This is a genomic window from Allobosea sp. GW821-FHT10B12, from assembly GCF_059415545.1.
This window is the reverse complement of the sequence record NZ_JBWKNL010000008.1, coordinates 146,366-172,123: the sequence shown is the minus strand read 5'-3', so window position 1 is coordinate 172,123 and position 25,758 is coordinate 146,366. Positions and strand designations below refer to the sequence as shown.

The 25,758-nt window shown below is 68.1% G+C and carries 20 protein-coding genes; 10 read left to right on the top strand and 10 right to left on the bottom strand.

Annotated features, from left to right (window positions below):
- Window position 1: 1 nt before the first annotated feature.
- The gene (locus AC07O0_RS24560; RefSeq protein WP_494626570.1) at window positions 2-748 is read right to left on the bottom strand and encodes a DUF5131 family protein; all 747 of its coding nucleotides are present in this window, start codon (window positions 746-748) and stop codon (window positions 2-4) included.
- 278 nt (window positions 749-1,026) lie between these two features.
- Here AC07O0_RS24560 and AC07O0_RS24555 point away from each other — a divergent pair, with 278 nt between their 5' ends.
- Window positions 1,027-1,932, top strand: coding sequence for a DUF3108 domain-containing protein (locus AC07O0_RS24555; RefSeq protein WP_494626568.1), 906 nt, complete (start codon window positions 1,027-1,029; stop codon window positions 1,930-1,932).
- Window positions 1,933-1,935: 3 nt separating this feature from the next.
- Here AC07O0_RS24555 and AC07O0_RS24550 read toward each other — a convergent pair whose 3' ends face one another.
- The 4 genes from AC07O0_RS24550 to AC07O0_RS24535 are packed head-to-tail and all read right to left on the bottom strand — an operon-like array spanning window position 1,936 to window position 6,460.
- Window positions 1,936-3,207, bottom strand: a complete 1,272-nt coding sequence (locus tag AC07O0_RS24550) for an acyl-CoA dehydrogenase family protein (RefSeq protein ID WP_494626566.1) — start codon at window positions 3,205-3,207, stop codon at window positions 1,936-1,938.
- Between the two features lie 11 nt (window positions 3,208-3,218).
- Window positions 3,219-4,262, bottom strand: a complete 1,044-nt coding sequence (locus AC07O0_RS24545; RefSeq protein WP_494626564.1) for a phosphotransferase family protein — start codon at window positions 4,260-4,262, stop codon at window positions 3,219-3,221.
- A 47-nt stretch (window positions 4,263-4,309) separates the two neighbouring features.
- A complete protein-coding gene (locus tag AC07O0_RS24540) occupies window positions 4,310-5,710 on the bottom strand; it encodes a protein kinase domain-containing protein (RefSeq protein ID WP_494626562.1) in 1,401 nt (466 codons plus the stop codon).
- Window positions 5,711-5,719: 9 nt separating this feature from the next.
- Window positions 5,720-6,460 carry a metallophosphoesterase family protein gene (locus AC07O0_RS24535; RefSeq protein ID WP_494626560.1) on the bottom strand — a complete coding sequence of 247 codons (741 nt, stop codon included), beginning with the start codon at window positions 6,458-6,460 and terminating at the stop codon, window positions 5,720-5,722.
- 309 nt (window positions 6,461-6,769) lie between these two features.
- On the opposite strand from AC07O0_RS24535, the gene AC07O0_RS24530 reads away from it, so the two are divergent.
- Both AC07O0_RS24530 and AC07O0_RS24525 read left to right on the top strand, forming a co-directional pair.
- Window positions 6,770-7,564 (top strand): phytanoyl-CoA dioxygenase family protein, encoded by a 795-nt coding sequence (locus AC07O0_RS24530; RefSeq protein ID WP_494626558.1) that lies wholly within the window; start codon window positions 6,770-6,772, stop codon window positions 7,562-7,564.
- A gap of 117 nt (window positions 7,565-7,681) precedes the next feature.
- The gene (locus AC07O0_RS24525) at window positions 7,682-9,268 is read left to right on the top strand and encodes a CYTH and CHAD domain-containing protein (protein ID WP_494626698.1); all 1,587 of its coding nucleotides are present in this window, start codon (window positions 7,682-7,684) and stop codon (window positions 9,266-9,268) included.
- 79 nt (window positions 9,269-9,347) lie between these two features.
- Here AC07O0_RS24525 and AC07O0_RS24520 read toward each other — a convergent pair whose 3' ends face one another.
- A complete protein-coding gene (locus tag AC07O0_RS24520; RefSeq protein WP_494626556.1) occupies window positions 9,348-9,722 on the bottom strand; it encodes a hypothetical protein in 375 nt (124 codons plus the stop codon).
- A 134-nt stretch (window positions 9,723-9,856) separates the two neighbouring features.
- Window positions 9,857-11,095, bottom strand: a complete 1,239-nt coding sequence (locus AC07O0_RS24515; protein WP_126112725.1) for an aspartate kinase — start codon at window positions 11,093-11,095, stop codon at window positions 9,857-9,859.
- 149 nt (window positions 11,096-11,244) lie between these two features.
- Here AC07O0_RS24515 and ubiG point away from each other — a divergent pair, with 149 nt between their 5' ends.
- Window positions 11,245-11,997 carry a bifunctional 2-polyprenyl-6-hydroxyphenol methylase/3-demethylubiquinol 3-O-methyltransferase UbiG gene (gene ubiG / locus AC07O0_RS24510; RefSeq protein WP_494626554.1) on the top strand — a complete coding sequence of 251 codons (753 nt, stop codon included), beginning with the start codon at window positions 11,245-11,247 and terminating at the stop codon, window positions 11,995-11,997.
- A 144-nt stretch (window positions 11,998-12,141) separates the two neighbouring features.
- Entirely contained in the window at window positions 12,142-13,416 is a 1,275-nt protein-coding gene (gene ccrA, locus AC07O0_RS24505; protein WP_427361534.1) for a crotonyl-CoA carboxylase/reductase, read from the top strand.
- Here ccrA and AC07O0_RS24500 read toward each other — a convergent pair.
- Window positions 13,383-14,618, bottom strand: a complete 1,236-nt coding sequence (locus AC07O0_RS24500; protein ID WP_494626552.1) for an acyltransferase family protein — start codon at window positions 14,616-14,618, stop codon at window positions 13,383-13,385. The two genes, ccrA and AC07O0_RS24500, sit on opposite strands and share 34 nt — an antisense overlap.
- Window positions 14,619-14,694: 76 nt before the next feature.
- Between AC07O0_RS24500 and AC07O0_RS24495 the strand changes: the two genes are divergently transcribed.
- Window positions 14,695-15,591: a LytTR family DNA-binding domain-containing protein gene (locus AC07O0_RS24495; RefSeq protein ID WP_494626550.1), complete on the top strand. Its 897-nt coding sequence runs from the start codon at window positions 14,695-14,697 to the stop codon at window positions 15,589-15,591.
- 58 nt (window positions 15,592-15,649) lie between these two features.
- Here AC07O0_RS24495 and AC07O0_RS24490 read toward each other — a convergent pair whose 3' ends face one another.
- On the bottom strand, window positions 15,650-15,916 hold the full coding sequence (locus AC07O0_RS24490) for a hypothetical protein (protein ID WP_494626548.1): 267 nt from the start codon (window positions 15,914-15,916) through the stop codon (window positions 15,650-15,652).
- 154 nt (window positions 15,917-16,070) lie between these two features.
- Window positions 16,071-16,928 carry a YihY/virulence factor BrkB family protein gene (locus AC07O0_RS24485; RefSeq protein WP_494626546.1) on the bottom strand — a complete coding sequence of 286 codons (858 nt, stop codon included), beginning with the start codon at window positions 16,926-16,928 and terminating at the stop codon, window positions 16,071-16,073.
- 372 nt (window positions 16,929-17,300) lie between these two features.
- Between AC07O0_RS24485 and AC07O0_RS24480 the strand changes: the two genes are divergently transcribed.
- From AC07O0_RS24480 to AC07O0_RS24465, 4 genes are all read left to right on the top strand, one after another.
- Window positions 17,301-18,185, top strand: coding sequence for a DMT family transporter (locus AC07O0_RS24480; protein WP_494626545.1), 885 nt, complete (start codon window positions 17,301-17,303; stop codon window positions 18,183-18,185).
- Window positions 18,186-18,307: 122 nt separating this feature from the next.
- Entirely contained in the window at window positions 18,308-19,075 is a 768-nt protein-coding gene (locus AC07O0_RS24475) for a fumarylacetoacetate hydrolase family protein (protein WP_494626543.1), read from the top strand.
- Window positions 19,076-19,293: 218 nt separating this feature from the next.
- Window positions 19,294-21,264 carry an autotransporter assembly complex protein TamA gene (locus AC07O0_RS24470; protein WP_494626541.1) on the top strand — a complete coding sequence of 657 codons (1,971 nt, stop codon included), beginning with the start codon at window positions 19,294-19,296 and terminating at the stop codon, window positions 21,262-21,264.
- The gene (locus AC07O0_RS24465) at window positions 21,264-25,586 is read left to right on the top strand and encodes a translocation/assembly module TamB domain-containing protein (RefSeq protein ID WP_494626539.1); all 4,323 of its coding nucleotides are present in this window, start codon (window positions 21,264-21,266) and stop codon (window positions 25,584-25,586) included. The genes AC07O0_RS24470 and AC07O0_RS24465 overlap by 1 nt, the downstream gene beginning before the upstream one ends.
- Window positions 25,587-25,758: the final 172 nt, after the last annotated feature.

Genomic DNA, 25,758 nt, shown 5'->3' with positions numbered 1-25,758 from the left:
ATCAGGCCTCGATCTGCATAACCGGTGGAACCTTCGGGTATTGGCTCCACTCGCGCCCCTTAAGTAGCCGCCCACCGGCTTTCGAGTGGACGCCACCCCACTGCTTAAAGAAGAACGCAACTCCATCTCGAAGGCATTGGTCGCGGATCTCAAGCGCCCATTTTTCGTCCATGGGGCGTGCCTTAGGCCCGCTTTCCCCGCCAACGATTGCCCAATCAATCCCCGTGAGGTCCACTAGGCCGACTGATGCTAGCAAGGGCTCGAACGATACGAATTTGATGCTAGCTTGCGCGGCCTTGAGATGCTTTAGCCGCACTGTGTTCTGTGCATCCTCGATCGATACACCAAGCCAGATATGCGGTGGGGCCTTCCCGGCCCCGTAGCGATAACGCAGATAGCGAACGAGTAGCGAACTGCGTTTTGTCAGCACTTGATAGGTGTGCCAGTTCGCCTTCTCCATGGTGTCGAACACTGCGTCGATGAAAGCGGTCGGTATCTCCTTGTGAAAGAGATCGCTCATCGAATTCACGAAGATGCGTCGTGGACGCCGCCATTGGAAGGGTTGCAGTAGGCGCCCAGGCTTTAGCGATAGGTCGAATCCACTTTCGAATGGATGTCCGGGCACGCCGCGAAAACGCTCAGCGAAGCGCTCTGCATAGCAAAAGTCGCAGCCGGCAGTGACCTTCGTGCAACCCGAGACCGGATTCCACGTCGCGTCGGTCCATTCAATTGACGAAGCATCTGCCATTGCGACCAGCCTAGAACAAAAAGTGAACGATAGCAACTCGACGCTATGGGACCCCAGCATAACGAAACTGGCAGGATTTTTTCGTTAATGCGTCCGACCGACATCGCTTTCGGGATTAGCGCCCCCGCATCGCCGATCCACGTCCGCAACCCGTCGCGCCTTCGTGCATGGCGGGGCTCTCGTCGATCACGCTACAACGGCGCGTCGCCTCGGCCCTATGACACCGGGCGGTCACGCAGAGAGAAGGGGACCGGCCGGTCCTGTGCGGGATGATGCGGATGCTCGGGCGCGAATGCGACAGCGACGACGCGCAGCGGCTGCGAGGCCGCGCAGCCTCTCCGGCGACGGCGATGATGCCCGGGCGCGGCGAGAGGGCAGCCAGCATCGCATCGAGACAGGCCAGGGCCATCGCGGCAGGCGCCCTGATCGCCGGCTCGTTCGCTTGCGCCGCGCCTTCGGCCGTCTCGGCGCGCGAGCTGCGCCTTCGTTACGATGTCACGGTGCTGGGCGGGGTTTCGCTGGGCGAGATCGAGGTGACCTCGATGCTGGATCGCGCCGGCTATCGCATCGAGATCCGCACGCGCCCCTACCGGGCGGCCCAGCTTGTCGGGGCGGCCGAGCAATCCGGCAAGGTGGAAGGCCGCTGGGGCCGCGGCGGTCCCGAGCCGCGGCTCTATCAGGCGAACGGCTCATGGCGCGGCCGGGCCTATGTCAGCGAATTGCACTATCAGCGCGGCTTGCCGGTCGTCCGGCGGCAGGAGCCGTCGAACGAGGATCGCGAGGCCGTCCCACCCGAGCTGATCCGGGGCACGGTCGACTCGCTCTCCGGCGTCGCCGGGATGCTCAGGAAGGTGGCGGAGACTGAAGGCTGCGATGGCAGCACGGCGATCTATGACGGCCGCCGCCGCTCGGTCGCGGTCATGACCTCCTCGGCGAAGCTGCAGGTGAGCGACCAGGGCCCGTTGAACGGCCGCGCGCTGCGCTGCGGCTTCACCGTCCGGACGATCGCCGGCTTTCGGCATGACGATGATCGCGAGGCGGCGATGCGGCCCCTGAAGGGCTCGGTCCTGATCGCGCTGCGCGAGGGCGGCGAGTTTCCGCTGCCGGTCCGCTTCGAGGTCGAGACGCGCTGGTTCGGCACGGTCGCGGTCCAGCTCGCCGGACCGCCTGTCGCGGCCGATTGAGCGCTAGTTCGCCCCCTTCACATATGGCCGCACCACCCCCTGCTCAGCGAAGGTGCTGCGGTTGCTCTCCTTGCGCTTCCTGATCTCGGCGCGCGCGATGGTGCGCAAATGGACCTCGTCCGGCCCGTCGATGAAGCGCAACGCCCGGCCCCAGCTGTAGATGAAGGCCAGCGGGGTATCGTTCGAGAGCCCGCCGGCGCCAAAAACCTGCATCGCCCGGTCGGCGATCTTGGTCTGCAGGCGCGTCGCCGCGACCTTGATCGCCGAGACCTCGGTGCGCGCGGCCTTGTTGCCATGCTTGTCCATCATCCAGGCGGCGCGCAGGCAGAGCAGGCGGGCCTGGTCGATCTCCATGCGCCCCTCGGCGATCCAGTCCTGGACATTGGCGTAGTCGGCGAGGTTGCGGCCGAAGGCTTTGCGCTCCAGCGCGCGCTCGACCATCAGTTCGAGCGCGACCTCGCATTGGCCGATGGTGCGCATGCAATGGTGGATGCGCCCCGGGCCAAGCCGCGCCTGCGCCAGCGCGAAGCCCGCGCCTTCCTCGCCGAGCAGGTTCGCCGCGGGCACGCGGACGTTCGTGAAGTCGGTCTCGGTGTGACCCTCGATCGAATAATGATTCAGCAGTGGCAGGTTGCGTATCACCGTGAGGCCAGGCGAATCCATCGGCACGATGATCATGCTGTGGCGCTTGTGCGGATCGGCCTCGGGCCGCGGATCGGACAGGCCCATCACGATGCAGAACTTGACGTTGGGGTGCAGCGCCCCGGTCGTCCACCATTTGCGGCCGTTGACGACGTAATGGTCGCCGTCGCGGATGATGGTGGTCTGCAGGTTGGTCGGGTCGGAGGAGGCGACGCCCGGCTCGGTGATCCCGACGCAGGAGCGAATCTCGCCGGCGAGCAGCGGGTTCAGCCAGCGTTCGCGCTGCTCTTGCGTCGCGAACATGTGCAGGATTTCCATGTTGCCGGTGTCGGGGGCGTTGCAGTTGAACACCTCCGAGGACCAGTAGATCCGGCCCATGATCTCGGCGAGCGGGGCGTATTCGAGATTGCTCAGCCGCGTGCCGGGCTCGTCGGCCTTGAGCGCCGGCAGGAAGAGGTTCCACAGGCCTTCGGCTTTCGCCTTGGCCTTGAGATCGTCGATCAGCGCGCTCGGATAGCGCCCGGCCTCGACCTCGTGCTTCCAGGCGGCATCGGCCGGCTGGATATGGGCGTCCATGAAGGCCTGTAAGCTGGCGCGCAGCTCCTCGACCCTGGCCGAATAGGCGAAATCCATGGCGTCCCTCGTCAGTTCGTCTGGTCGATCAGCGCCTGCGCGTGCTGCGCAAAGCTCTCCGCCATCGCGCCGACCGCGACGGCGTTCTCGGCGGCGGCATTCCCCGTCTTCGCCCGCGCCGCGATGCCGTCGAGGATGACAGCGAAGCGGAACAGCGAGAAGGCGAGGTGGAAGCGGCCCGGCCCTTCAGCACGCTTAGCGGCGGCACAATAGCGGGCGATGTATTCGTCCTGCGTCGGGATACCGAGCGCCTCGCGATCGAGCCCGACGATGCCGGCATACATGGATGGCGTCGAATGCCAGGGCAGGCAGGAGAAGGCGACGTCGGAGAGCGGATGGCCGAGCGTCGAGAGCTCCCAGTCGAGCACGGCGACAATGCGCGGCTCTGATGGAGCGAACATCAGGTTGCCCATCCGGAAATCGCCATGGACGATGGTCGTGTCCGGCGTCTCGTCGAGATTGTTGCCGAGCCAGTCGATCAATCGGTCGATTGCCGGGATGTCGCGCGTCCTGGTCTCGCGCCATTGCCGGCCCCAGCGGGCGAGCTGGCGGGCGTAGTAATTGCCGGGCTTGCCGAAATCGCTGAGCCCGGCACCCTGCCAGTCGAAGCCGTGCAGCGCCGCCAGCGCCTCGGCCATGGCGAAATACATGGTGCGGCGCTCGTCGGGGGAGATGCCGGGCAGGCCGGTATCGTGGAAGACGCGGCCCTCCAGCCGCTGCATCAGGTAGAACGGCGTGCCGACGACATCGTCGGCCTCCTGCAGGAGCAGGACAGGCGGCACCGGCACGGCCGAGCCGGCGAGCGCTTTCAGGATGCGGTATTCGCGCTCGACCGCATGGGCCGAGGGCAGAAGCGGCCCGGGCGGCTTCTTGCGCAGCACGAGCCGGGTGCCGGCATCCGCGTAGGAGACGAAGAAGGTCGGGTTCGACTGGCCGCCGCTGATCCGCTCGATCGCCATGCGTCCCGCAGCCCGGCCCGGCAAGGCGGAGCGCAGGAAGGCGTCCAGCCGGGCGGGATCGAATTCGGGTGGGGCGGAGGCGGGAGCAGCCGGCATGGCCGGCATCTTCGGAGGCGGCAGCCGGGAGGTCAACGCGACATCGCTCACTCCGCCGCGCCTCCTTTCACCCGAACCACAGACACCGAGCAGTGCGCCTCCGCCACGACCTTGGTCGAGACGCTGCCGAGATGGCGGCGCAGCGGCGAGGAGGAGCGGGCGCCGAGCACGATATGGTCGATGTCGTTGTGCTCGGCATAGCGCAGGATCGCGTCGGCGGGGCTGACCGCCTCGATGACATGGTAGCTGACCCGGTCCTCCGGCAGGTGCAACGGCCGCGCCCAGTCCTTCAGCGCCACCAGCCGGCCGATATAGAGCGAGCGGCCTTCGGCATCGACGGTCTTCGTCTCCCCGATGATCTCGGTCCGCAGCACCGTCAGGCAGGCGAGGGAGGAATCCGGGCGGGCGGCGAGCAGCCGGCTGGTTTCGGCCAGGATCGCTGCCGCGAGCGCGTCCGGCCCCTCGGCAAGATCGACCGCGGTCAGCACGATCGAGGGCCCGGCCTTGCGCCGCGCCACCGTCGGTGCACCGGTGACCTCGGCCTCGTCGCGCTTCTGGAAGAGGTCGACCAGCCGCTTGCCGAGGCTGGGCTCCTCTGCCGTGCGGCGCTTGCGCGAGACTGTGACCTGTTCGGGATGGCGCAGGTCGAAGGCGAGTTTGGTCGCATCGACATAGCGCCGGCCACGATCGACCTCGAGGCAGCGGGAGACGATCGCCTCGAGCCAGGCCGGCGCCTGCTCATTGACGGCCCGCAGCGGTTTGGGCGCATGATAGAGCCGCCGCTTCATGCCGGGCACGGTCCTGGGGCGCCCGAACGGTTCTTCGCCCGAGGCCAGCTGGTAGAGCAGGCAGCCGAGCGCAAAGAGATCGCTTGCCGGGTCGGAGCGCTCGCCCAGCACCTGCTCGGGCGCGATATAGGCAGATGTCCCCATCGGCTCGGAGCTCTCCTCGCCGAGCAGATCCGGCAGCTCGGCATGGCGGGCGAGGCCGAAATCGAGCAGCACCGCGCCCTTGTCGGTCAGGATCACGTTCTCGGGCTTGAGATCGAGATGGACGACGTTCTGCCGGTGCAGATCGGCCAGCGCGGTCGCGATCGCGATGCCGATGCGCTGGATATCGGCGAAGGGCAGGGGCGCCTGCCTGATCCGCTCGGCCAGGCTTGTCCCGGCGACGAAGCCCATGGCGATGAAGGGGATGCGGGAAAGATCGCCGGACGCGACGAAGCGCGGCACATGCGGCCCGGACAGGCGCTTGTGGATCAGCACCTCGGTCTCGTAGCCGACGATGGCCGAGACGTCGGCGCCGGGATCGAGCACCGGGATCTTCACGACGAGAGGGCCGGGATGATCCGGGTGCGTGGCGTGCCAGAGGCTCGCCATGCCGCCGGCCTTCAAGCGCTCACCGAGCGTGAAGCCGTCGATGACCGAGCCGGTCTGAGGCCGCTCCATCCCGTCCTCCTATCTGCCGATCTGCAGGCGCAGGCCGAGCCAGTCCGGCAGGCGAGCCGCCCTGATCTTCCGCGCGGTTTCCTGCGTGTCATAGGGCACGCGGACCATGGTGACTTCCCGAGCCTGCGTATTGAGCAGCGCAAAGCAGGCGGCCGGATCGCCGTCGCGCGGCTGGCCGACGGCGCCGACCACGACGACATGCCGGTGCACGGCCGAAAGCGGCGCCGGCACATTGCGCAACGGGATGAACGCCACCGGTTCGCGCCCGGGCCTGGCATAGAAGATCGTAGGCAGATGGGTGTGGCCGCAGACCACGGTCGCCGCATCTGTCGCCGCCAGGCAGGCCTCGGCGCCGCGGAGGTCGCGGACATAGTGCCAGTCGGCGGGATCGCGAGCGCTGGCATGGACGAGGAGCACGCCGTCGAGCTCGGCCGTCAGCGGCAAGTTGCCGAGGAAGGCGCTCTGCTCGGCGTTGAGCTGCGCCTTCGTCCATAGCGCGGCCTCGTGGGCATTCGGCGTCATGCCGGAGGGGCCGTGCACGGCCGCCTCGTCATGGTTGCCGCGGATCGCGATCGCACCGGCCGCGACGAGCTCGCGCGCCGCATCGACGCAGAAGCCGGGCTCGGGGCCGTAGCCGACGAGATCGCCGAGCAGCACCAGCCGGTCCGGCGCGAGGCGACGCACGGCCGTCAGCACCGCCTCGAATGCTTCGCGGTTCGCATGGATGTCGGAGAGGATGGCGATCCGCATTCAGTATCCGGGCCCGAATCCGGGGAGGCGCGCATCGTGGCAGTGCTGTCGCCGGCTTGGCCAGCGCGCCTTTCGGCGCAAGTGATCGCTCGGGGGTTGATCGCTCGGGGGTTGATCGTGCGGAAGACGGCTGCGATACTGCGCGCACCATGATGATGTTCGCCGTTTTCGATCTCGCCTGACCTTCCTGCAGGCCTGAGGCGCATAGCGCGCTCCGGTCTGCAAACGGGCGCCTCGCGTCCGAAGGTCCCTTGCCAGCCTGCCCGCGTGGCGGGCCGTTCGGCTGGCCGATATCGAGAGACATCCATCATGGCCCACCCTGAATTCGGTACGCGCGTCCTCGACGACGCGCAGATCGCCCGTTTCGTCGAGCGCGGCTTCGTCCGGCTCGACAATGCCTTTCCAGCTGCGCTGGCCGACGAGGCCCGCGCCATCCTCTGGCGCGATCTCGGCTGCAGTCCCGATGACCCCGCAAGCTGGACGAAGCCGGTGATTCGGCTCGGCATGTACACCGATGCACCTTTCGTTGCGGCGGCTAACACGCCGGTCCTGCATGACGCCTTCGACCAGCTTGTCGGCCCCGGGCGCTGGCTGCCATGCCGCGCCATGGGCACCTTTCCGGTGCGCTTCCCTTCGCTGGAGGATCCGGGCGATGCCGGCTGGCATGTCGATGTCAGCTTTGGCTTCGACGATCCGGATTTCATGAACTGGCGCGTCAACCTCGCCTCGAAGGGCCGGGCGCTGCTGATGCTCTTCCTGTTCTCGGATGTCAGCGAGGACGATGCGCCGACGCGCATCCGGGCGGGCTCGCATCAGGACATCGCGCGCCAGCTTGCGCCGGCTGGAGAGGCCGGGCTCTCCCTGCGTGAGCTGGCTGCCGACGGCTTCGCCGGCAGCGCCGGCTGCGATGAGGTGCTGGCGACCGGGAAGGCGGGGACGGTCTATCTCTGCCATCCCTTCCTGGTGCATGCGGCGCAGCCGCATCGCGGCATGAAGCCGCGCTTCATGGCGCAGCCACCTCTGCTGCCGCGCGAGCCGCTCAGCCTTGATCGGGAGGATGGAACCTACTCGCCGGTCGAGACGGCCATCCTTCAGGCGTTCTGACGTTCTAACCACTTCGCCCGGGTTCACATCCGGGCGGAGTGGTGCCAAGTTGCCGCCGGCGACACCCATGTCACCATTCCGTCACGCAACGCCCAGTGGAGAGAAACCTTGGACGCCGTGCCGAACAACGAGGCGGTGCAGCCTGATCAGGCCGCGGTCCCTGCGCCGCAAAAGCAGCCGCCGCGCGAGATCGAGTTGAAGCTGGCGGCTTCGCCCGAGGCTCTGGAGACGTTGCGCGGTGCCGATCTGATCGCGCGCCATGCCCGCAACCAGGGCGTCACCCGCCGGCTCGATGCGGTCTATTACGACACGCCCGACCGCCTGCTCGATCGCAACGGCCTGTCATTGCGCGTGCGCCGCAGCGGCAAGCGCCATGTCCAGACGCTGAAGCGCTCCGGCTCGGGTGATCCTCTGTCGCGCGATGAATGGGAGGTCGCGCTGCCGGACGGCGCGCTCGATCTCGCTCTGCTGCCGCTCGCCGAGATCGGCGAACCGCTGGCGAGCTTGTCGGCCGGCCAGCTCGCGCCGGTCTTCACGACGCGCATCAGGCGCCGCCTCCGCCGGCTCGACTATGCCGGCGCGTTGATCGAGATCGCCTTCGACGACGGCACGATCGAGGCCGGCGAGAAGAGCCTGCCGGTGAACGAGGTCGAGCTGGAATTGAAGGAGGGCGAGGCGGCGGCGCTCTACGAACTCGGGCTGGCCCTGCTCGACATCGCAGCGCTGCAGGTCGAGACGCAGAGCAAGTCGGCGCGTGGCTATGGGCTCGCCTTCTCGCGCCTGCCGCGGGCAGTGAAGGCCAAGCCGATCGAGATCGGCGCGCATGACAATGCCGATGCGGCCATCGCCGCGATCCTTGGCAACACCTACAGGCAGCTCCTCGGCAACCTCGCGCCCGTCGCTGCCGGCTCCGGGCCCGAGGGCGTCCACCAGATGCGGGTGTCGCTGCGCCGCCTGCGCTCGGCACTGTCGGTGCTGAAGCGCGAGGTGGCTTCGCCCGCATTCGCGCCAATCGGGCAGGAGGCGAAGCGGCTCGGCCATGTTCTGGGGCCGGCCCGCAACTGGGACGTCTTCATCACCCAGACCGTGCCGGACATCGAGGCCGACGGGCTGGGCGACTCCGGACTATCGGTGCTCCGGACGGCGGCCGAGCCGCATCAGGCCGAAAGCTATGCCGCGGTGCTGAAGCGCCTGGCGAATCCGCAAACCAGCCGCTTCCTTCTGTCCTTCGGCGCCCTGATCGAGCGGCGCGGCTGGCGCAATGGCCTCGCCAGCGAAACCATGGCTGTGCTGGCCGAGCCAGCCGCCGATTTCGGCAGCCGTGTGCTGGCGCGGACCCATCGCAAGGCTCTGAAACGCGGTCGCGGTTTCGGCAGCCTGCACCCCGAGGCGCGCCACCAATTGCGGCTGGCATTGAAGAAGCTGCGCTACACCGCCGAGTTCTTCCTGCCGCTGCATGACGGCGCGCCGGCACGCCGATATCTCGCCCGGCTGTCACGCCTGCAGGAAGCGCTCGGCCTCGCCAACGACGCGGCGACGACGCATGAGCTGCTCGCCGATCTGCGCAGCGGCAAGGCCGGGCCGGAGCTGCATTTCGCCGCCGGCGCCGTGCATGGCTGGCAATCACGCCAGACCATCGAAGCCGGCCGCAAGCTCAAGCGGCGCTGGCGCAAGTTCGAGGCGGCGACACCCTTCTGGGCGTAGATGGTCGCCCGCATCAGCCCCGTGCTGCAGTCCGCATCTCGGCTGGCTGCACCACGGGTCGGATGGTCTCCAGCTTCGATCAGCTGGCCTTCCTGGTCACGATCGTCAGCTCGCCCTCGTTGTTCACCTGGGCGAGCACGACGTCGCGCGACGAAAAACCCTTGGCCTCGACGGCGGACTTCACGGCCGGCGCCTTCTCGATCGCCTGACGCAGCTTTTCGAGCTCGTCGGCGGTGCGGGTCGCCACCAGCTGATTGACCTGGGCCTTGCTGGCCTCGGGCAGCTCGTCGATCTCGACGACCTTGACCGATGTGATCGTCGGCGCGGTTGCGGGGGCTTCCTGCGACGAGGCGGGCGGCTTGGCCGAAGGGCGCTCCGTCGACGGCGCCTGGGCATTGGCAATGCCGGCCAGGATAGTCGCGGCGCTCGCGGCGGCGATCGTGATCATACGCATGGCGTGTCCTTCCATCGGTTGGGCGAAGGACGAGTTGACGCCAGAGATGGGACCAGAGGCTGGAGGCGATCAGGTCATTTCGTGATCATATGGCGGCGCGAGCAGGGCAGCGCCGCCAAGATCTCGCCCTGATCTCAGGCCGCGTCGAGCCCGTAGAGCGAGTGCAGGGTGCGCACCGCAAGCTCGGTATAGGCGGCGTCGATCAGCACCGAGAACTTGATCTCGGAAGTGGTGATGGCGCGGATGTTGATGCCCTTCTCGGCCAGCGCCCGGAAGGCGCGCGCCGCGACGCCGGCATGGCTCCTCATGCCGACACCGATCGCCGAGATCTTCACCACGTCGGTCGCGCCCTGCAGGCTCTGATAGGCGATGCTGTCGTGCTTGGCTTCGAGCAGGCCCTTGGCGCGCTCGTAATCGGCGGTCGGCACGGTGAAGGTGATGTCGGTGGTCGCCTGGTCGTCGGAGACGACCTGGATGATCATGTCGACATTGATGTTGGCGTCGGCAAGCGGTCCGAAGATCGCCGCGGCGACGCCCGGCTTGTCGGCCACGCGCCGGAGCGTGATCTGGGCTTCGTCGCGCGAGAACGCGATGCCGGTGACGATCTGCTGTTCCACGATGTCGTCCTCGTCGCAGATGAGGGTGCCTGGATTGGGGTTGTCGGGGTCGTCGAAGGAGGAACGGACATAGGTCGGCACGCGCTGGACCATGGCGATCTCGACCGAGCGCACCTGCAGCACCTTGGAGCCGAGAGAGGCCATCTCCAGCATCTCTTCGAACGAGACCTTGTCCATGCGCCTCGCCTTCGGGACGATGCGCGGGTCGGTCGTATAGACGCCGTCGACATCGGTGTAGATGTCGCAGCGATCAGCCTTCAAGCCCGCGGCGAGCGCGACCGCGCTGGTGTCGGAGCCGCCGCGGCCGAGCGTGACGATGCGGTGGCTGCGCGGGTTGATGCCCTGGAAGCCGGAGCAGACCGCGATCTCGCGATTGCGGTCGAAGCCGGCGAGGATGCCGGCGCCGTCGACGCCCTCGATCCGGGCCGAGCCATGCGCGTCCGAGCCGTAGAGCGGGACCTGCCAGCCCTGCCAGGAGCGGGCGGGCAGGCCCATCTCCTGCAGTACGATCGCCATCAGGCCGGAGGTGACCTGTTCGCCCGAGGCGACGACGGTGTCGTATTCGGCCTGATCGTAGACGGACGAGGCTTCCTTGCACCAGGCGACGAGCTCATTGGTCTTGCCCGACATGGCCGAGACCACGACCGCGACCTGATTGCCGGCGTCGAATTCGCGTTTGACGTGGCGGGCTGCGTTCTTGATGCGCTCGACAGTGGCGACAGATGTGCCGCCGAACTTCATCACCAGACGGGCCATGACGTCTAAAGGCTCTCTAACTTGCATCCGGCCAGGCCGGGACGAAACGTCCCCTCGCGCCTAGCGAAGGGCGGGTGTAGATGACGGGCAGCGCGGAAAGTGTCAATGCGGCCGCGTCCTGCACGAGCATAAACGGGATATCAAAGGCGATGACGGCAGCGGCACGCGAAGGCTCCACCATCGACCCGGCCGAGGTCGCGCGCTTTGACGCGCTGGCCAAGAGCTGGTGGGACCCGAAAGGGCCGATGGCGGTGCTGCACAAGTTCAATCCCGTCAGGCTCGCCTTCATCCGCGACCTCGTCTGCGAGCGCTTCGGCCGCGATCCGAAATCGCTTCAGGCGCTGAAGGGGCTGAGCCTCGTCGACATCGGCTGTGGCGGCGGTGTGCTGTCCGAGCCGCTGGCGCGGCTGGGCGCTGAGGTGACAGGGCTCGACCCGGCCACGACCAATATCGCCGTCGCCCGGGCGCATGCTGGGAAGGCGGGTATTGCGATCGACTATCGCGAGGAGACGATCGAGGCCGTTGTCGCGTCCGGGGCACGCTTCGATATCGTGCTCGCCATGGAAGTGGTCGAGCATGTTGCCGATGTCGATGCCTTCGTCGCTTCCTGCTGTGCGGCGGTGAAGCCGGGCGGCCTGCTCGTCATGGCGACGCTCAACCGCACGCTCAAATCTTATGCGCTCGCGATCGTCGGCGCCGAATACATCCTGCGCTGGCTGCCGCGTGGCACGCATGACTGGGAGAAATTCGTCACCCCGGACGAGCTCGAGGCCGCGATCGAGACCGGAGGGCTCTCGGTCTTCGCTCGCGAGGGCGTCGCCTACAATCCGCTGGCCGATCGCTGGTCGCGCTCGCGCGATCTCGACGTCAACTACATGCTGGCAGCGGGGAGGACCGGCTGAGGTTCCGCTGGAACCTTCCGCATTTCCACTTGTTTTTTGCGGTGCGGCATAATTCGATAGGAGTATGGCGCAGCGCAGCATTGGTCTGCATGATGCCGGCAACGCCACCGGATCAGAGGCGTGGCGACAAGGGAGACGAAGCCGATGGCACAGCTGCAACCCGTCGCGAAGCCCGCGTTGAAGGATCTCTACGAGCTCGGCGAATTGCCGCCGCTCGGCCATGTCCCGGCCAACATGTACGCCTGGACGATCCGCCGCGAGCGCCACGGCCCGCCGCAGGACAGCTTCAAGGTCGAGGTCGTGCCGACCTGGTCGATCGGCGAGGAGGAGGTGCTGCTCCTCGTGATGGCCGGCGGCGTCAACTACAACGGCATCTGGGCCGGCCTCGGCCAGCCGATCTCGCCCTTCGACGTGCATAAGGGCTCGCTGCACATCGCCGGCTCCGATGCCTCCGGCATCGTCTGGGCCGTCGGCTCCAAGGTGAAGCGCTGGAAGGTCGGCGACGAGGTCATCGTCCACTGCAACCAGGACGACGGCGACGACGAGGAGTGCAATGGCGGCGACCCGATGTTCTCCTCCTCCCAGCGCATCTGGGGCTACGAGACGCCGGACGGTTCCTTCGCCCAGTTCTGCCGGGTGCAGTCGCGCCAGTTGATGCTGAAGCCGAAGCACCTCTCCTGGGAGGAATCGGCCTGTTACACGCTGACGCTGGCGACCGCCTACCGCATGCTCTTCGGCCACGCCCCGCATACGATCAAGCCGGGCGACAATGTCCTGATCTGGGGCGCCTCGGGTGGCCTCGGCGTCTTCGGCGTGCAGCTCTGCGCCGCCTCTGGCGCCAATGCGATCGGCGTCATCTCTGACGAGACCAAGCGTGACTATGTCCTGGGCCTCGGCGCCAAGGGCGTGATCAACCGCAAGGACTTCAACTGCTGGGGCCAGATGCCCACGGTCAATTCGCCCGAATATGCCGAGTGGACCAAGGAAGCCCGCAAGTTCGGCAAGGCGATCTGGGACATCACCGGCAAAAAGGACGTCGACATCGTCTTCGAGCATCCCGGCGAGGCGACTTTCCCGGTCTCCTGCCTCGTCGCCAAGCGCGGTGGCATGGTGGTGTTCTGCGCCGGTACCTCCGGCTTCAACATCACCTTCGACGCCCGCTATGTCTGGATGCGGCAGAAGCGCGTGCAGGGCTCGCATTTCGCCCATCTCAAGCAGGCGAGCGCCGCCAACCAGTTCGTCATCGACCGCCGCGTCGACCCCTGCATGTCCGAGGTCTTCCCCTGGGACAAGATCCCGCTCGCCCATCACAAGATGTGGAAGAACGAGCACGCGCCGGGCAACATGGCCGTGCTGGTCTACGCTCCGCGCACCGGCCTGCGCACCTATGAGGACGTGGTCGAGGCGCTGGAGGGCTGAAGGCCAGGGGCGGGCAGGCGCCCGCGCCTGTCCGCTGCGATCCCGAACAGCGGCCGGAGCCAGCCGACGCGCCTGGCGATCTCATAGCTCGCGGCGCAGCTCAGCGCCGTGATCGCGATGACCAGCGACGCTTCCTGCCCGGCCGGCAGCGCGAGCGGCTTCAGCCAGTGCGCGGCGAGGATGATCGCGGTCTGGTGGACGATGTACCAGCAGAACACGGCATCGACGAGATAGCGCCGGGCCGGCCCGTCGCTGCGGGCGAGATGTCGGCGGGCGAAGCCGAGGATGGCGACGATCCAGCACCATTGGTCGAGCCCGTAGACGAACGGGCCGGCGAGCCGGCGCAGATCGCCGGGCGGCTGGGTGCGCAACCAGATCATGGCGAAAAAGGCCGCGGCGGCGAGGACGAGCGCGAGCCAGCGCAGCCGCTCTGCCCGCTCGGCCAGCGCCTGCGAGCGCGCAGCGAGAAAGCCGAACAGGAAGCAGAAGCCGTAGAGGACATGCTGGTACCAATCCCCGACAACGATGTGGTTTGGCGGAAACGTCGGGAAGACTAGGAAACGATTGAGCCCGAGCAGCAGCGCTGGCGCGAGCAGCAGGAGCAGGCCGGGCAGGGCGCGTTCGAGCATTCGCTCGCCACGTGCGCCCAAACCGGGCGCCAGCGCGATCAGCCCGGCGAGCGCCATGGAGTAGAGAAAGAGGTAGACGACGAACCAGAGATGGTTCCAGGTCGGCAGGATCAGGCAGCTCTGCCGGCCGTTCTCGATCCGGCAGAAGCCTTGGTCGAAGGCGAGATAGTGCCGTAGCCAGAAGTCCAGATAGCTGCCGGAGAAGCCGAGCTTCTCGACGACCTCGGCCCAGGATTGCGGCGGCATCACCACCAGCATGCCGAAGGCGAGGGGGATGAGCAGTTGCGCGGAGCGGCGCCGCGCGAAGGCTCCAACCTCGTATTTGCCCAGCATGAAGCGCGTCGCGGCGCCCGAGACCAGGAAGAGCAGCGCCATCCGCCAGGGGTTGAGCAGCAGCATCAGCGGCTCGAGCTCGCGCAGAAGGTGGGCGCTCTTCACATGGAAGCCCCATGACACGTAGAGCATGCCGACATGGTAGAGGATCAGCAGGCCGAAGGCGCCGGTCCTGATCCAGTCGAGATCGAGCCGGCGTTCGGCGGTCTGTGGCGGCGAATGATTGGTTTGCGCGGTCATGGCGGCTATCCCTTGCTCGCCCTGAGCAGGCCGGCATGGTGGGCCTGAGGTCGAGACGGTGCGGGACGAGCAGCCGATGCTGCGTGACGAAAGCCAGAGGGCCGGGACGAGCGGGGGCGCTGCCGTGACGAATGGCGGCGGGGCTTCGCCCCGCCGCGGCGCCGGTCGTTTGCCGGATCTGGCGCCCTATCTGGCGGTCGCGCTCGGCACGGCCTTAACCTGCCTCGTCAACGCCTTCTCGACCTTGCACGATCTCGCTCGTGTCGGCCGCGCCGTGCCGCTCTGGCAGCCCTTGCTCTGGGAGGCGTCGAGCGGCGTCGTCATCCTGGCGCTGGCGCCGCTGGTCCGCCGGCTGGTGCTCGCTTCGCTGGCATGGACGAGCCGGCCATGGCAGCTCGCGATGCTGCATGCCGGTGCGATCCTCGCCTTCTCGGCGCTGCACGTCGCCGGCATGGTCCTGCTGCGCAAGCTCGGCTACTGGGCCGCCGGTGCAGGCGAGTACAGCTTCGGCTTCTCCCGCGGCAACCTGTTCTACGAATTGCGCAAGGACGTCCTCGTCTACCTGCTGCTCGCCGCCCTGTTCTGGCTGGCCGAGCTCTGGCGGCGGCGCCCGCAGCCGCAGGCTCCCGCTGCCGTCGTCCCTGCAATTTCGGGATTCTGGCTGCGCGACGGCACGATCAATCTGCGGCTCGATCCGGCCGAGATCGTCGCCGTGGTCTCGGCCGGCAACTATGTCGAATACTGTCTGGCGAGCGGAAAGCGCCACCTGATCCGTGCCACGCTGCAGACCGAGGAAGAGCGCCTGCGCCCGCTCGGCTTTTCCCGCATCCACCGCACGAGGCTGGTCAATGCCGCCCGCATCCGGCGCATCGCCGGCCGGCCCTCAGGCGATTTCGAGGTCGAGATGGATACCGGCGAGGTCTTCGCCGGCAGCCGCCGCTATCGCGAGGGCCTCGCTGCGCTCGCGCCTTGATCGTTTTCGTTGCGATGGCGGCCGCAAGTTTTGCGGCCGCCTCTGCCTTCACGCTGGCTCAGTTCCAGCCGGCTTCCTGCTCGCAGGCCTTGCGGGCGTTCGGATTGGCCTTCTCCCACTGCGTGATCGAGCGGGTCTCGTTGTCGCTCATCTTGCCGTTCATGCAGGTGCAGTAGGTGCTGACGACGCTGGCTGCGACCTTCGCGTCCTTGTTGTCGCTCAGGCACTGGTTGACCCATTTCTTGTCGTCGGCGCTCTGCGCCAAGGCGGCCGCGCTGGCCAGCACGCTGCCCGCCAGGAGCAGCGCCGAAAGCTTGAATGTCATGGTGAAAACCTCATCGGTGACCGCCTCGTCCGGCGGCGCCGCGATAGGTTGCGCGCGGGCTGGAGCCGTCAACCGGCCGGCTTGAACGGCAGTTCACAACAGGGCCTCTCGCACCGCTTCCAGCCGCTTGGCAGGCGCAGCGGTAGACGATGGTTCACAACTCGCCCAGCACTTCGCCGGGCGACTTTTCCGGCGCCCGGCGCAATGCGATCGCGGCGTTGAGCTCGGCGCCATAGAGGAAGATCGCCGCCAGCCAATAGAGGAAGACCAGCGCGATCATCGCGGTGGCGAGGCCGGCATAGGTGGTGATGTAAGCGCCGGCGAAGGAATCGAGATACCAGCCGAAAACGATGCCGCCGATCAGCCAGACCACCAGCGTCATCAAAATGCCCGGCCACATCGCCCCGATATGCGGCGCGCGGGCCGGCAGCAGCTTGTGCGCGACCGCGAGCGCCAGCACGATCAGCACCGTCGCGCCGGCAATGCGCAGAAAGGCGAGCAGGAAGCCGAGCGGCGCAAGGGCAGGCGCAAAGCCGACGATGCCGCGCCAGATCAGCGGGCCGAGCACGACGAGCAGCGAGAAGGCGAGCATGAAGACCGCGCCGCCGACCACATAGGCGATCGATTCCAGCCGCGTGCGCCACCAGCTGCGCCATTCGTAGGCCTCATAGGCGCGATTGAGCCCGATCCTGACGGCCTCGACCCCGGAAGAGGAAAAGTACAGCGCCAGCATCGCGCCGAGCGTCAGCGCGTCCTTGCGCACCGCGGTCAGCACCGAGCGGACCTCGCGCGCGATCGGCTCGGCCACCTCGCGCGGCCAGGCTTCGAGCAGCAATTGCGCGGCTTCGTCGGCCGCCGCCTGCGAGCCGAAGAAGCCGCCGAGCGCGGTGACGAGGATCAGGAACGGAAACAGCGACATCAGCACCGAGAGCGCGATGTGGCTGGCGATCGCCCAGCCGTCATGGGCGATGAAGCGCTCGAAGGCGAGGGCGGGGACTGAGCGCGGTGACATGCAGGTCTCGGACGGGGCAGGGCGGTGATTGTCGCTGGTTCAGGGCGGCTGGCAAGACGGGAAGGGCGCGGTATCTCCCTTCTCCCCTTGGGGGGAAGGTGTCTGCGAAGCAGACGGATGAGGGCGGTACGACGGGGTGAGACGAAGGCAGGTTGGGTGCGTCCTTCCCTCATCCGTCAGCGCTTCGCGCTGCCACCTTCTCCCGCCGCATGTCGGATGTTTCCGACATGCGCACTTGAAAGTTCCAAACTCGGGCAGGCCCGAGATTGGTGGGGAGAGGGGAAGGACGCACGCCAAACATGCCGCCACAGCGTCCGCATGCGGCGACAACTGCCGCTATCCGGCCTATCAGGCGCCTAGAAAGCTCCGCCAATGTTCGATTCCCCGCTCTTCCTGCGTCTGTCGCCGGCGCTCTTCGTCCTCCTCTGGTCGAGCGGCTGGATCGTCGCCGGCTATTCGGCCCGCTATTCCGACGCGCTGACCTTCCTCTCGGTTCGCTTCGCCTGCGCCGGGCTTGCCCTTTCCGTGCTCGCCATCGCTCTAGGAGCGCAGTGGCCGAAAAGCCGCCGCGCCATCATCGACTGCGCCATCGCCGGCATCCTGCTGCACGCGATCTATCTCGGCGGTGTCTGGTGGGCGGTGCGCCATGGCCTGCCGGCCGGCGTCTCCGGCCTGATCGCCGGTCTGCAGCCGGTGCTCACCGCACTGTTCGCCCCCCTGATCGTGCGCGAGCGTATCTCGGCCATCCGCTGGCTTGGCATCGTCTTCGGTTTCGTCGGCATCGCGCTGGTGCTGGAGCCGAAGCTGGTCGGCGTCGCCCCCGAGGCGCTGTCCGCCATCGCGCTGCCGATCATCGTCAACGTCGTCGGCATGTTCGCCGTCACCTTCGGCTCGTTCTGGCAGAAGGCGCGCATCGTCGAGGGCGACCTGCGCACGGTGACGGCGGTGCAGTACATCGCCGCCTTCCTGTTCACGCTGCCCTTCGCCTATTTGCTCGAGCCGATGCGGATCGAGTGGAACCTGACCATGGGCCTGGTGCTGGCCTGGTCGGTGCTGGCGCTCTCGCTCGGCGGCATCGGGCTCTATCTCGTGCTGATCCGCCGCGGCCAGGTCTCGCGCCTGGCGACCTTCCTCTATCTCGTGCCGCCGGCGGTCGCGGTCGAGGCCTGGATTCTCTTCGGCGAAACGCTGTCGCCGATCCAGCTCGTCGGCATGGCCGTCGCGGTGTTCGGCGTCGTGCTCGCCAGCAGAAAATAGATCTGCTGCGCAGATATGCGCCGCCGGCGTGATCTCCGGGTTCCCGCAGGCCGGTCGATGCTGTAGCCAGAGAGCAGGAGGCGGCGAGATATCGCCGCGCTGGCGACAGGGACGAGACGACCATGGCTGTGACGACCGAGACTCTTGCGGGCGCTTTCATCGGCGCTCGCCGCGGCCACAAGCTGGTCGACATCGCGACCCTGCCGGTCCCCGCCGATGTCGATGCCGGTTTCGCCGCGCAGGCCGAGATCAACAAGGCCATGGGCTATCCGCTCGCCGGCTGGAAGGTCTCGCTCGGCGAGGGCGGCCGGCCGATGGCCGGGCTGATGCCCGGGCCCTATCTGAAGTCGGGCGACACCTATCGCGGTGTCCACGGCGCCGAACTGCGCGTCGAGATCGAGCTCGCCGTCCGGCTCGGCCGCGACATGCCGCTGCGGCCCGGCCAGCCCTATACGCGCGCCGAGCTGATCGACCATTGCGACGCCGCCCTCGTCGGCATCGAGATCGTCGAGAGCCGCATCGCCGACTGGACCAATGTGCCGTTCCCGCTCTGGCTCGCCGACGCGATGGGCCATGGCGGCTACCTGATCGGTCCCGAAGTGCCCTTCAGCATCTTCGACGACGTTCCGGCCCTGACCTGCACGGTCGAGCTTGACGGCGACGTGCTCTATGAGCGCCAGGCGCTGCACGCCAATGGCGATCCGCTGGTCACGGCGCTGGGCTGGGCGAACCGCTCGATCGAGGGGCCTCTCGGCCCGCTCAAGGCCGGCCAGATCATCACCACCGGCAGCCTCTGCGGCGGCGTGCTCGCGCCGACGGTCGGACCGGTGATCGCAAGGCTCGACCCGGTCACGGCGATCTCCTTCGCGCTGGCCGACCAGGGCGACTGAGGCACGACTGCGACCTGATCGTGGCCGTTCGGCACAGTCCGGGCGGCCAACGATTCGTTCAGATTTTCGGTTGATCGTGCGCTCATTTCGAGCGTCGAATTGTGATCAACTGGAGGCGCGATCACAAAATCAACGCATTCGCTGCGTTCTAGTTGGGTTGCGTTGGAGGTTTGATGCGGTCATGGCGAAGGGGCAGGATCGGCATTGCCGGCGGAGGCTTGTTTGCTTTCGCAGCGATGCTTGCCGGTGAGATTTCGCCGGCGCGCGCCTTCGACCTGTCATCGCTCGATGTCTTCAACCTCTTCGGCAGCAAGGACAAGCCGCCGCCGGTCAGCGAGACGACGCTGCCCTATGAATTGAAGTTCGAGCTCGGCGATGTGCCCGATGCGAGCGCGCTGAAGCGCAGCCTGCAGGATGCTTCTCTGCTCTATCGCCTGCGCGAGGATGCGCCGCCCGACGGCGAGACCCTTGCTCGCCGCGCCGCCGCCGACATCAACCCGCTGATCGATGCGCTCTGGGCCCAAGGCTATTTCAACGCCCAGGTTGCGATCGCCGTCGACGGCGTCGCGGTGACGCAGGCCGGCGAGCCGCCGCCGGGGCTCGCGCGCACGGCCGAGCGTTATCGCAACCGCGCGCCGGCGCCGGTGGTGGTCACGGTCGATCCGGGCCCGCTGTTCTCGCTGCGCAATGTCGAGATCGTGCCGGGCAGCCGCCGCGATGCCGCCGCGGTCATTCCCGATCCCGGCAAGGTTTCCGGCCTCGTTCCGGGTGCGCCCGCCACCTCCTCCTCGATCAGGGCAGCGCAGAGCGCGCTGGTCGACTACTGGCGCAGCAAGTCCCGCCCGCTCGCCCGGATCGTCGAGGTCCGTCCGGTCGTCGACCATGCCGCCAAGACCATGGATGTCGCACTCGTCGTCGATCCTGGTCCCGTCGCCGGCTTCGGCGATGTCTCGGTGACCGAGACCGGCGACATCCCACCGGAGGTGATCCGCTCCTTCATCTATCTGGAACCGGGCGAGCCTTATTCGCCCAAGGCGCTCGCCGATACCCGCAAGTCGATTGCGACCATCCCCGCGGTCGGCTCGGTGCGCATTCGCGAAGGCACGAGGCTCGACCAGACCGGCAATCTGCCGATCTTCGTCGAGGTCAACGAGCGGCCAAAGCACCTGCTCGGCTTCTCCGCCCGCTATTCGACCATCGATGGCCCGGCGGTGAAGACCTATTGGGAGCATCGCAACCTGTTCGGCGGTGCCGAGCGCCTGCGGCTCGAGGCCTCCGTCTTCTTCGCGCCGCGCATCGACGGCACCAAGGTCCAGCGCTTCGGCGATTTCGAGCCGACCGATCTCGGTGCGCGCTTCACGGCGAGCTTCCTGAAGCCGGCGCTCGGCGGCAGCCGCAACGACTTGCTGATCGACGCCAGCGGCGTGCGCGAGCGCGTTGGCACCAACCGCTATGGCGGCTACACCGCGCGCTACGCCAATATCACGGCCGCGATCCGCCATCGCTTCAGCGACGTCTTCTCGATCCAGGCTGGTATCGAGGCCGAGCGCGGCCAGACCAGCGACGTGCTCGGCCAGGTCAACTACATGATCGTCGGTGTGCCGCTCTCGCTGCGCTACGATTCGACCGATAGCCAGCTCGACCCGACCCGCGGCGTCAGGATCGCCGCCTCGGTCACGCCCTATGCCGCCTTCGGTGACACCGATGCGCCCTTCGTCCAGAGCAAGTTCTCGGTTTCCGGCTATTACGCACTCGATGACGATGCCCGCTATGTCCTGGCCGGCCGGGTCGCGCTGGGCTCGATCGCCGGCGCCGATCTCGACGAGGTGCCGGCGACGCGGCGCTTCTATGCCGGCGGCGGCGGCTCGGTGCGTGGCTATGCCTATCGCACGCTCTCGCCGCTCGGCCCGCTCAATCACCTGACCGGCGGGCGCAGCCTGTTCGAGGCCTCGGTCGAGGCACGCATCAAGATCACCAACACGATCGGCATCGTGCCCTTCTTCGACGCCGGCATGGCTTTCGCCTCGCAATTCCCCAACTTCAAAGAGAAGATGCAGTACGCCGCCGGCCTCGGGCTGCGTTACTATACGCCGATCGGGCCGATCCGGGTCGACGTCGCCGCCCCGCTCAACCCGCGCAAGGGCGACAAGCCCGTCGCTCTCTATATCAGCATCGGGCAGGCCTTCTGATGGGCGCGCTCCGCATCTCGCGATGGATCGCTGGCCTCGCGGCGCTGGTCATCGCCGCCGCGCTGGTCCTCGTCACCGGCCTCGGCGGCTTCGCACAGAATGCCGGCGATCGCGGCGTTATCGCCGACCTGATCTCCAAGGCGCTTTCGACCGATGGCAGCCAGGTCTCGATCGGCGCCGTCGACGGCGCGCTCTCCTCCGACGCGACCATCCGCGACATCGTCATCTCCGACCGCGACGGACCCTGGCTCCGGCTCGACCGGGCCCGGCTGATCTGGACGCGCTCGGCGCTGCTGCTGCGCCGGCTCGAGGTCAACCGGCTCGAGATCGGCAAGCTCGAGATTCTGCGCAAGCCGTTGCCGGACCCGGGCGCGCCGCCGCCGGCCGACAATTCGCCGATCCTGCCCGAACTGCCGCTCAAGGTGATCATCGAGGCCTTCCAGCTCGGCGAGCTGGCGCTGGGGCCAACCGTGATCGGGGCGCCGGCCAGGCTCTCGGCGACCGGCGCGGCCCGCCTCGGCCCGCCGAATGAGGGCCTCGATTTCCGCCTCGCCGGGCGCCGGCTCGACATGGGCGGCACGCTCGACGTTACCTTGCGCTTCGTGCCGCAGTCGACGCAGCTCCAGCTCGCGCTCAAGCTCGACGAGCCGGCGGGCGGCCTGATCTCGACCATCGCCGATCTGCCCGACCGGCCGCCGGTCAAGCTCGACCTCTCCGGCGACGGCCCGCTCGACCGCTTCCGGGCGACCCTCGCCTTCGTGGCCGGCCCGACGATCGGCGCCAACGGCACCGCCGATCTCAGCCGCCAGGGCGCGGGAAGGCGGCTCCTGCTCGCGCTCGACTCCCGTATCGCCGGCCTGATGCCGCCGCCGGTCGCGCCGGTGTTCGAAGGCTCGACCCGGCTCGACGGCACCGTGGGACTGGCCGATAGCGGCGCGGTTTCGGTCGATCAGATGGCGCTGGTCTCGGCGTTGGCGCGGCTCGACGTGAACGGGCTCTACGGCGTCGACAAGACTCTCGATTTCAAGATCACCGCCGCGGCGCGGCCGAATGCGGAGGGGCGGACGGTCGCCTCCGGCGCCGAGATCGCCAAGCTCGCCTTCGACGCGACGATCCGTGGGCCGGCTGCCGGGCCGCGCATCAACGCCAGTCTGCAGGCGGAGGGGGCGAGCGTTCCGGCCGGCAAGCTCGGCAAGCTCGATTTCAGCTTCACGGCGACGCCGACCGGCGCACTGAATGATCCGGCGACGCGGACCGTGCTGGTCTCCGACGGCGAGGCCTCCGGCGTCGCGCTCGCCGATCCCGGTCTGGCGCGCTTCATCGGCGATCGCTTGCGTTTCACCTTGCGCGGCACGGCCTCCGAAGGCGGGGGCGGCGAGTTCGAGACACTGAAGCTCAGCTTCGGCGGAGCTGAGCTCGGCTATGCCGGCCGGCTCGACCCGGCTCGCATCCTCGGCAAGGTGCAGGCGCGCCTGCCGGACCTGGCGCGGCTCAGCACGCTCGCCGGCCGACCGCTCAAGGGAGCTGCCGCCGTCACCGCCGATGTCGATGCCGAGCCCAAGAAGCGACTCTATGCCGTCAAGCTCGACGGCGGCGCCGAGGCGCTTGGCGTCGGCCAGGAGGCGCTCGACCGCCTGCTCGCCGGCAAGCTCTCGCTCGGCGGCGAGATCAGGGTGCCCGGCAGCGGCGGCCTCGTCGTCAACGGGCTGCGCATCGCCGGGACCCACGTCGCGGCGACGGCCGACGGCGCACTCGGCGCACAGGGTTCGAGCCTGAAGGCCAATATCGCGATTCCCGATCTGCGCCGGGCCGATCCGAAACTGTCGGGGCAGGGCGCTTTCGACGCGACGCTGACCGGGCCGCTCGACAAGCTGGGTGCGACGCTGAAGGCGGGCATCACCAATGCCACCGCGCTCGGCCGGCCGGTGCCGCGTCTCGCGCTCGATGCGACCTTGCGTGATCTGCAGGGTGCGCTTTCCGGCGACGCCAGGCTTTCCGGCGAGGTCGACGGCCGCCCGGCGACCGGGGCTTTGCGATTCGCCAAGCGCGATCCCGGCGGCTGGGCGCTGCCGCAGCTCGACATCGCCATCGGTTCGGTCACGCTGAACGGCGCGCTCGATCTCGACGCTTCCAATCTGGCCGAGGGCAATCTCAAGCTCGCGGCGCGCAATCTCGACGATCTCTCGGCGCTGGCGCTCGCCAAGCTCGGCGGCCGGATCGAGGCCGATGTCAGGCTGGCTCGGCCGACCGGCGGCCAGAATCTCGATCTCAAGGCCAGCGCGCAGAAGCTTGTCGCGCCTGGCGTTTCGCTTGATCGGCTAAATGCCGATGTCGCCATCGTCGATGCACTGCGCAAGCCGCTGATCAATGGCACTATCCAGATAGACCGGGCGGTGATCGCCGGCGAGCCGGTGAGCGCGATCCGCCTGGTCTCGACCGGCGCTGCCGACGCCAGCGACATCAGCCTCGACGCCGCGGCGCGCGGCTTCTCTCTGGCGTCGAAGGGCCGGCTCTCGGTCGCCGAGCCGCTGCGCTTCGATCTCGCCAGTTTCACCGCGACACGCGATGGCCGAAAGATCGCGCTGGCCAAGCCGGCAAGCTTCACTGCGATCGATGGCGGCGTCGCGATCCGCGACCTCGCCATCGCGCTCGACGGCGGCCGGATCACGCTCGACGGCGAGGCCGGCAAGGCGCTCGACCTGCGCTTCGCCGCGCAGAACGTGCCGCTCTCGGCCGCGCGCCTGGCATCGCCGACGCTCGACCTCTCCGGCACGCTCGACGCCGAGGCGACGATCAAGGGTACGCCCGAGGCGCCGACGGGCCCGTGGCGCTTGCGCATCGCCCGCCTCGTCGCGCCACAGACCCGCTCCGCCGGCCTGCCGCCAATCGAGATCGCTGGGCAGGGCGCGCTCGATGGCCGTCACACCAGCCTCGATGCCAGCCTCAACGCCGGCCGCTTCGTCAGCCTGACCGCCAAGGGCAGGGCGCCGCTCGGCGGCGACGGCGCGCTCGATCTCTCGGTTCAGGGCCGCGCCGATGCGGCGCTCGCCAACACCCAGCTCGCCGCCGACGGCCGGCGCTTGACCGGCCAGCTCGTTCTCGACCTGCGCGCCGGCGGCACGCTTTCGGCGCCGCGCCTCTCCGGTGGCGCGACGCTGTCCGGCGGCAGCTTCAGCGACGCGCTCCAGGGCGTGAAGCTGACCGGGCTCGAGGCGAGGGTGACGGCCAACGGGCCCGAGCTCGTCATTGAGCGCTTCGCGGCGCAGACGCCGGGCAACGGGACGCTCTCGGCCCGCGGCAACGTCAAGCTCGACCCGCAGGCCGGTTTTCCCGGCACGATTCGCATCGAGGGCAAGCGAGCCCAGCTCGTCGACAGCGGGCTGGTCCGCGCGGTCACCGATCTCAATCTCGATCTTGCCGGCCCGCTGGCGCAGCGGCCGCGCATCGCCGGCCGCATCGACGTCGTGACAATCGAGGTTTCGGTCCCCGACCGCCTGCCGTCCAGCTCGCGGCCGATCGACGGCATCCGCCACGTCAACGCCAAGGGGCAGGCGGCCGCCCGCCTCGCTGCCGAGCGCAGGGCCCGCGCGGTGGCGAGCCGCAAAGGCGGCCGCGCTCCTGCTTTCGATGCCGTGCTCGACATCACCGTCTCGGCGCCGGGGCGCGTCTTCATCCGCGGCCGCGGCATCGATGCCGAGCTCGGCGGCGATCTGCGCGTCGGCGGCACCTCCGGGGCGCCGGCGCTGACCGGCGGCTTCGACCTCAGGCGCGGGCGCCTCAGCCTCGCCAGCCAGCGCCTCGATTTCAGCCGTGGACGCGTCACCTTCTCCGGCGACGTGATGCCGACGCTCGATTTCGTCGCCGAGACCCGCGCCGCCGACGTCACCGCGCGGATCATCGTCTCCGGCGAGGCCTCGGCGCCCGAATTCACCTTCACCTCCTCGCCGGAGCTGCCGCCGGACGAAGTGCTGTCGCGCCTGCTCTTCGCCCGCGCCTCGGGCTCGCTCTCGCCCTTCCAGGCGCTGCAGCTCGCCCAGACCGCGGCGCAGTTCTCCGGGGCCGGCGGCGACGATGTCTTCGAGCGCATCCGCCGCTCGCTCGGTGTCGACAACCTCGATATCCAGATGGGGCCGGGCGGGCCGACGGTCGGTGTCTCCCGCGCGATCTCGGACAATATCACCCTCGGGGTGAAGGCCGGCGCCAAGCCGGAGGACAGCGGCGTTTCGGTCGGCATCGACGTGACCCGCCGCCTGAAGCTCCAGGCCGAGACCAATGCCGACGGCAGTGCCGCGGTCGGCGTCGGAGCCGAGTGGGAATACTGACGGTCCGACTCAATCGCCGGGGTGACGCCGCAGATTCGCGCTCCGGGAGGGCGGACAGGCGGCTCCGGAAGCCCGCAAACCACCCTATGCGGTTAACGCTCTCTTAAGTTCGGCGGTCAAAGCGTGGCTCGGCTGCAACACCGGGGGGCAAAGCGGGTCCAGGGTGGGGACT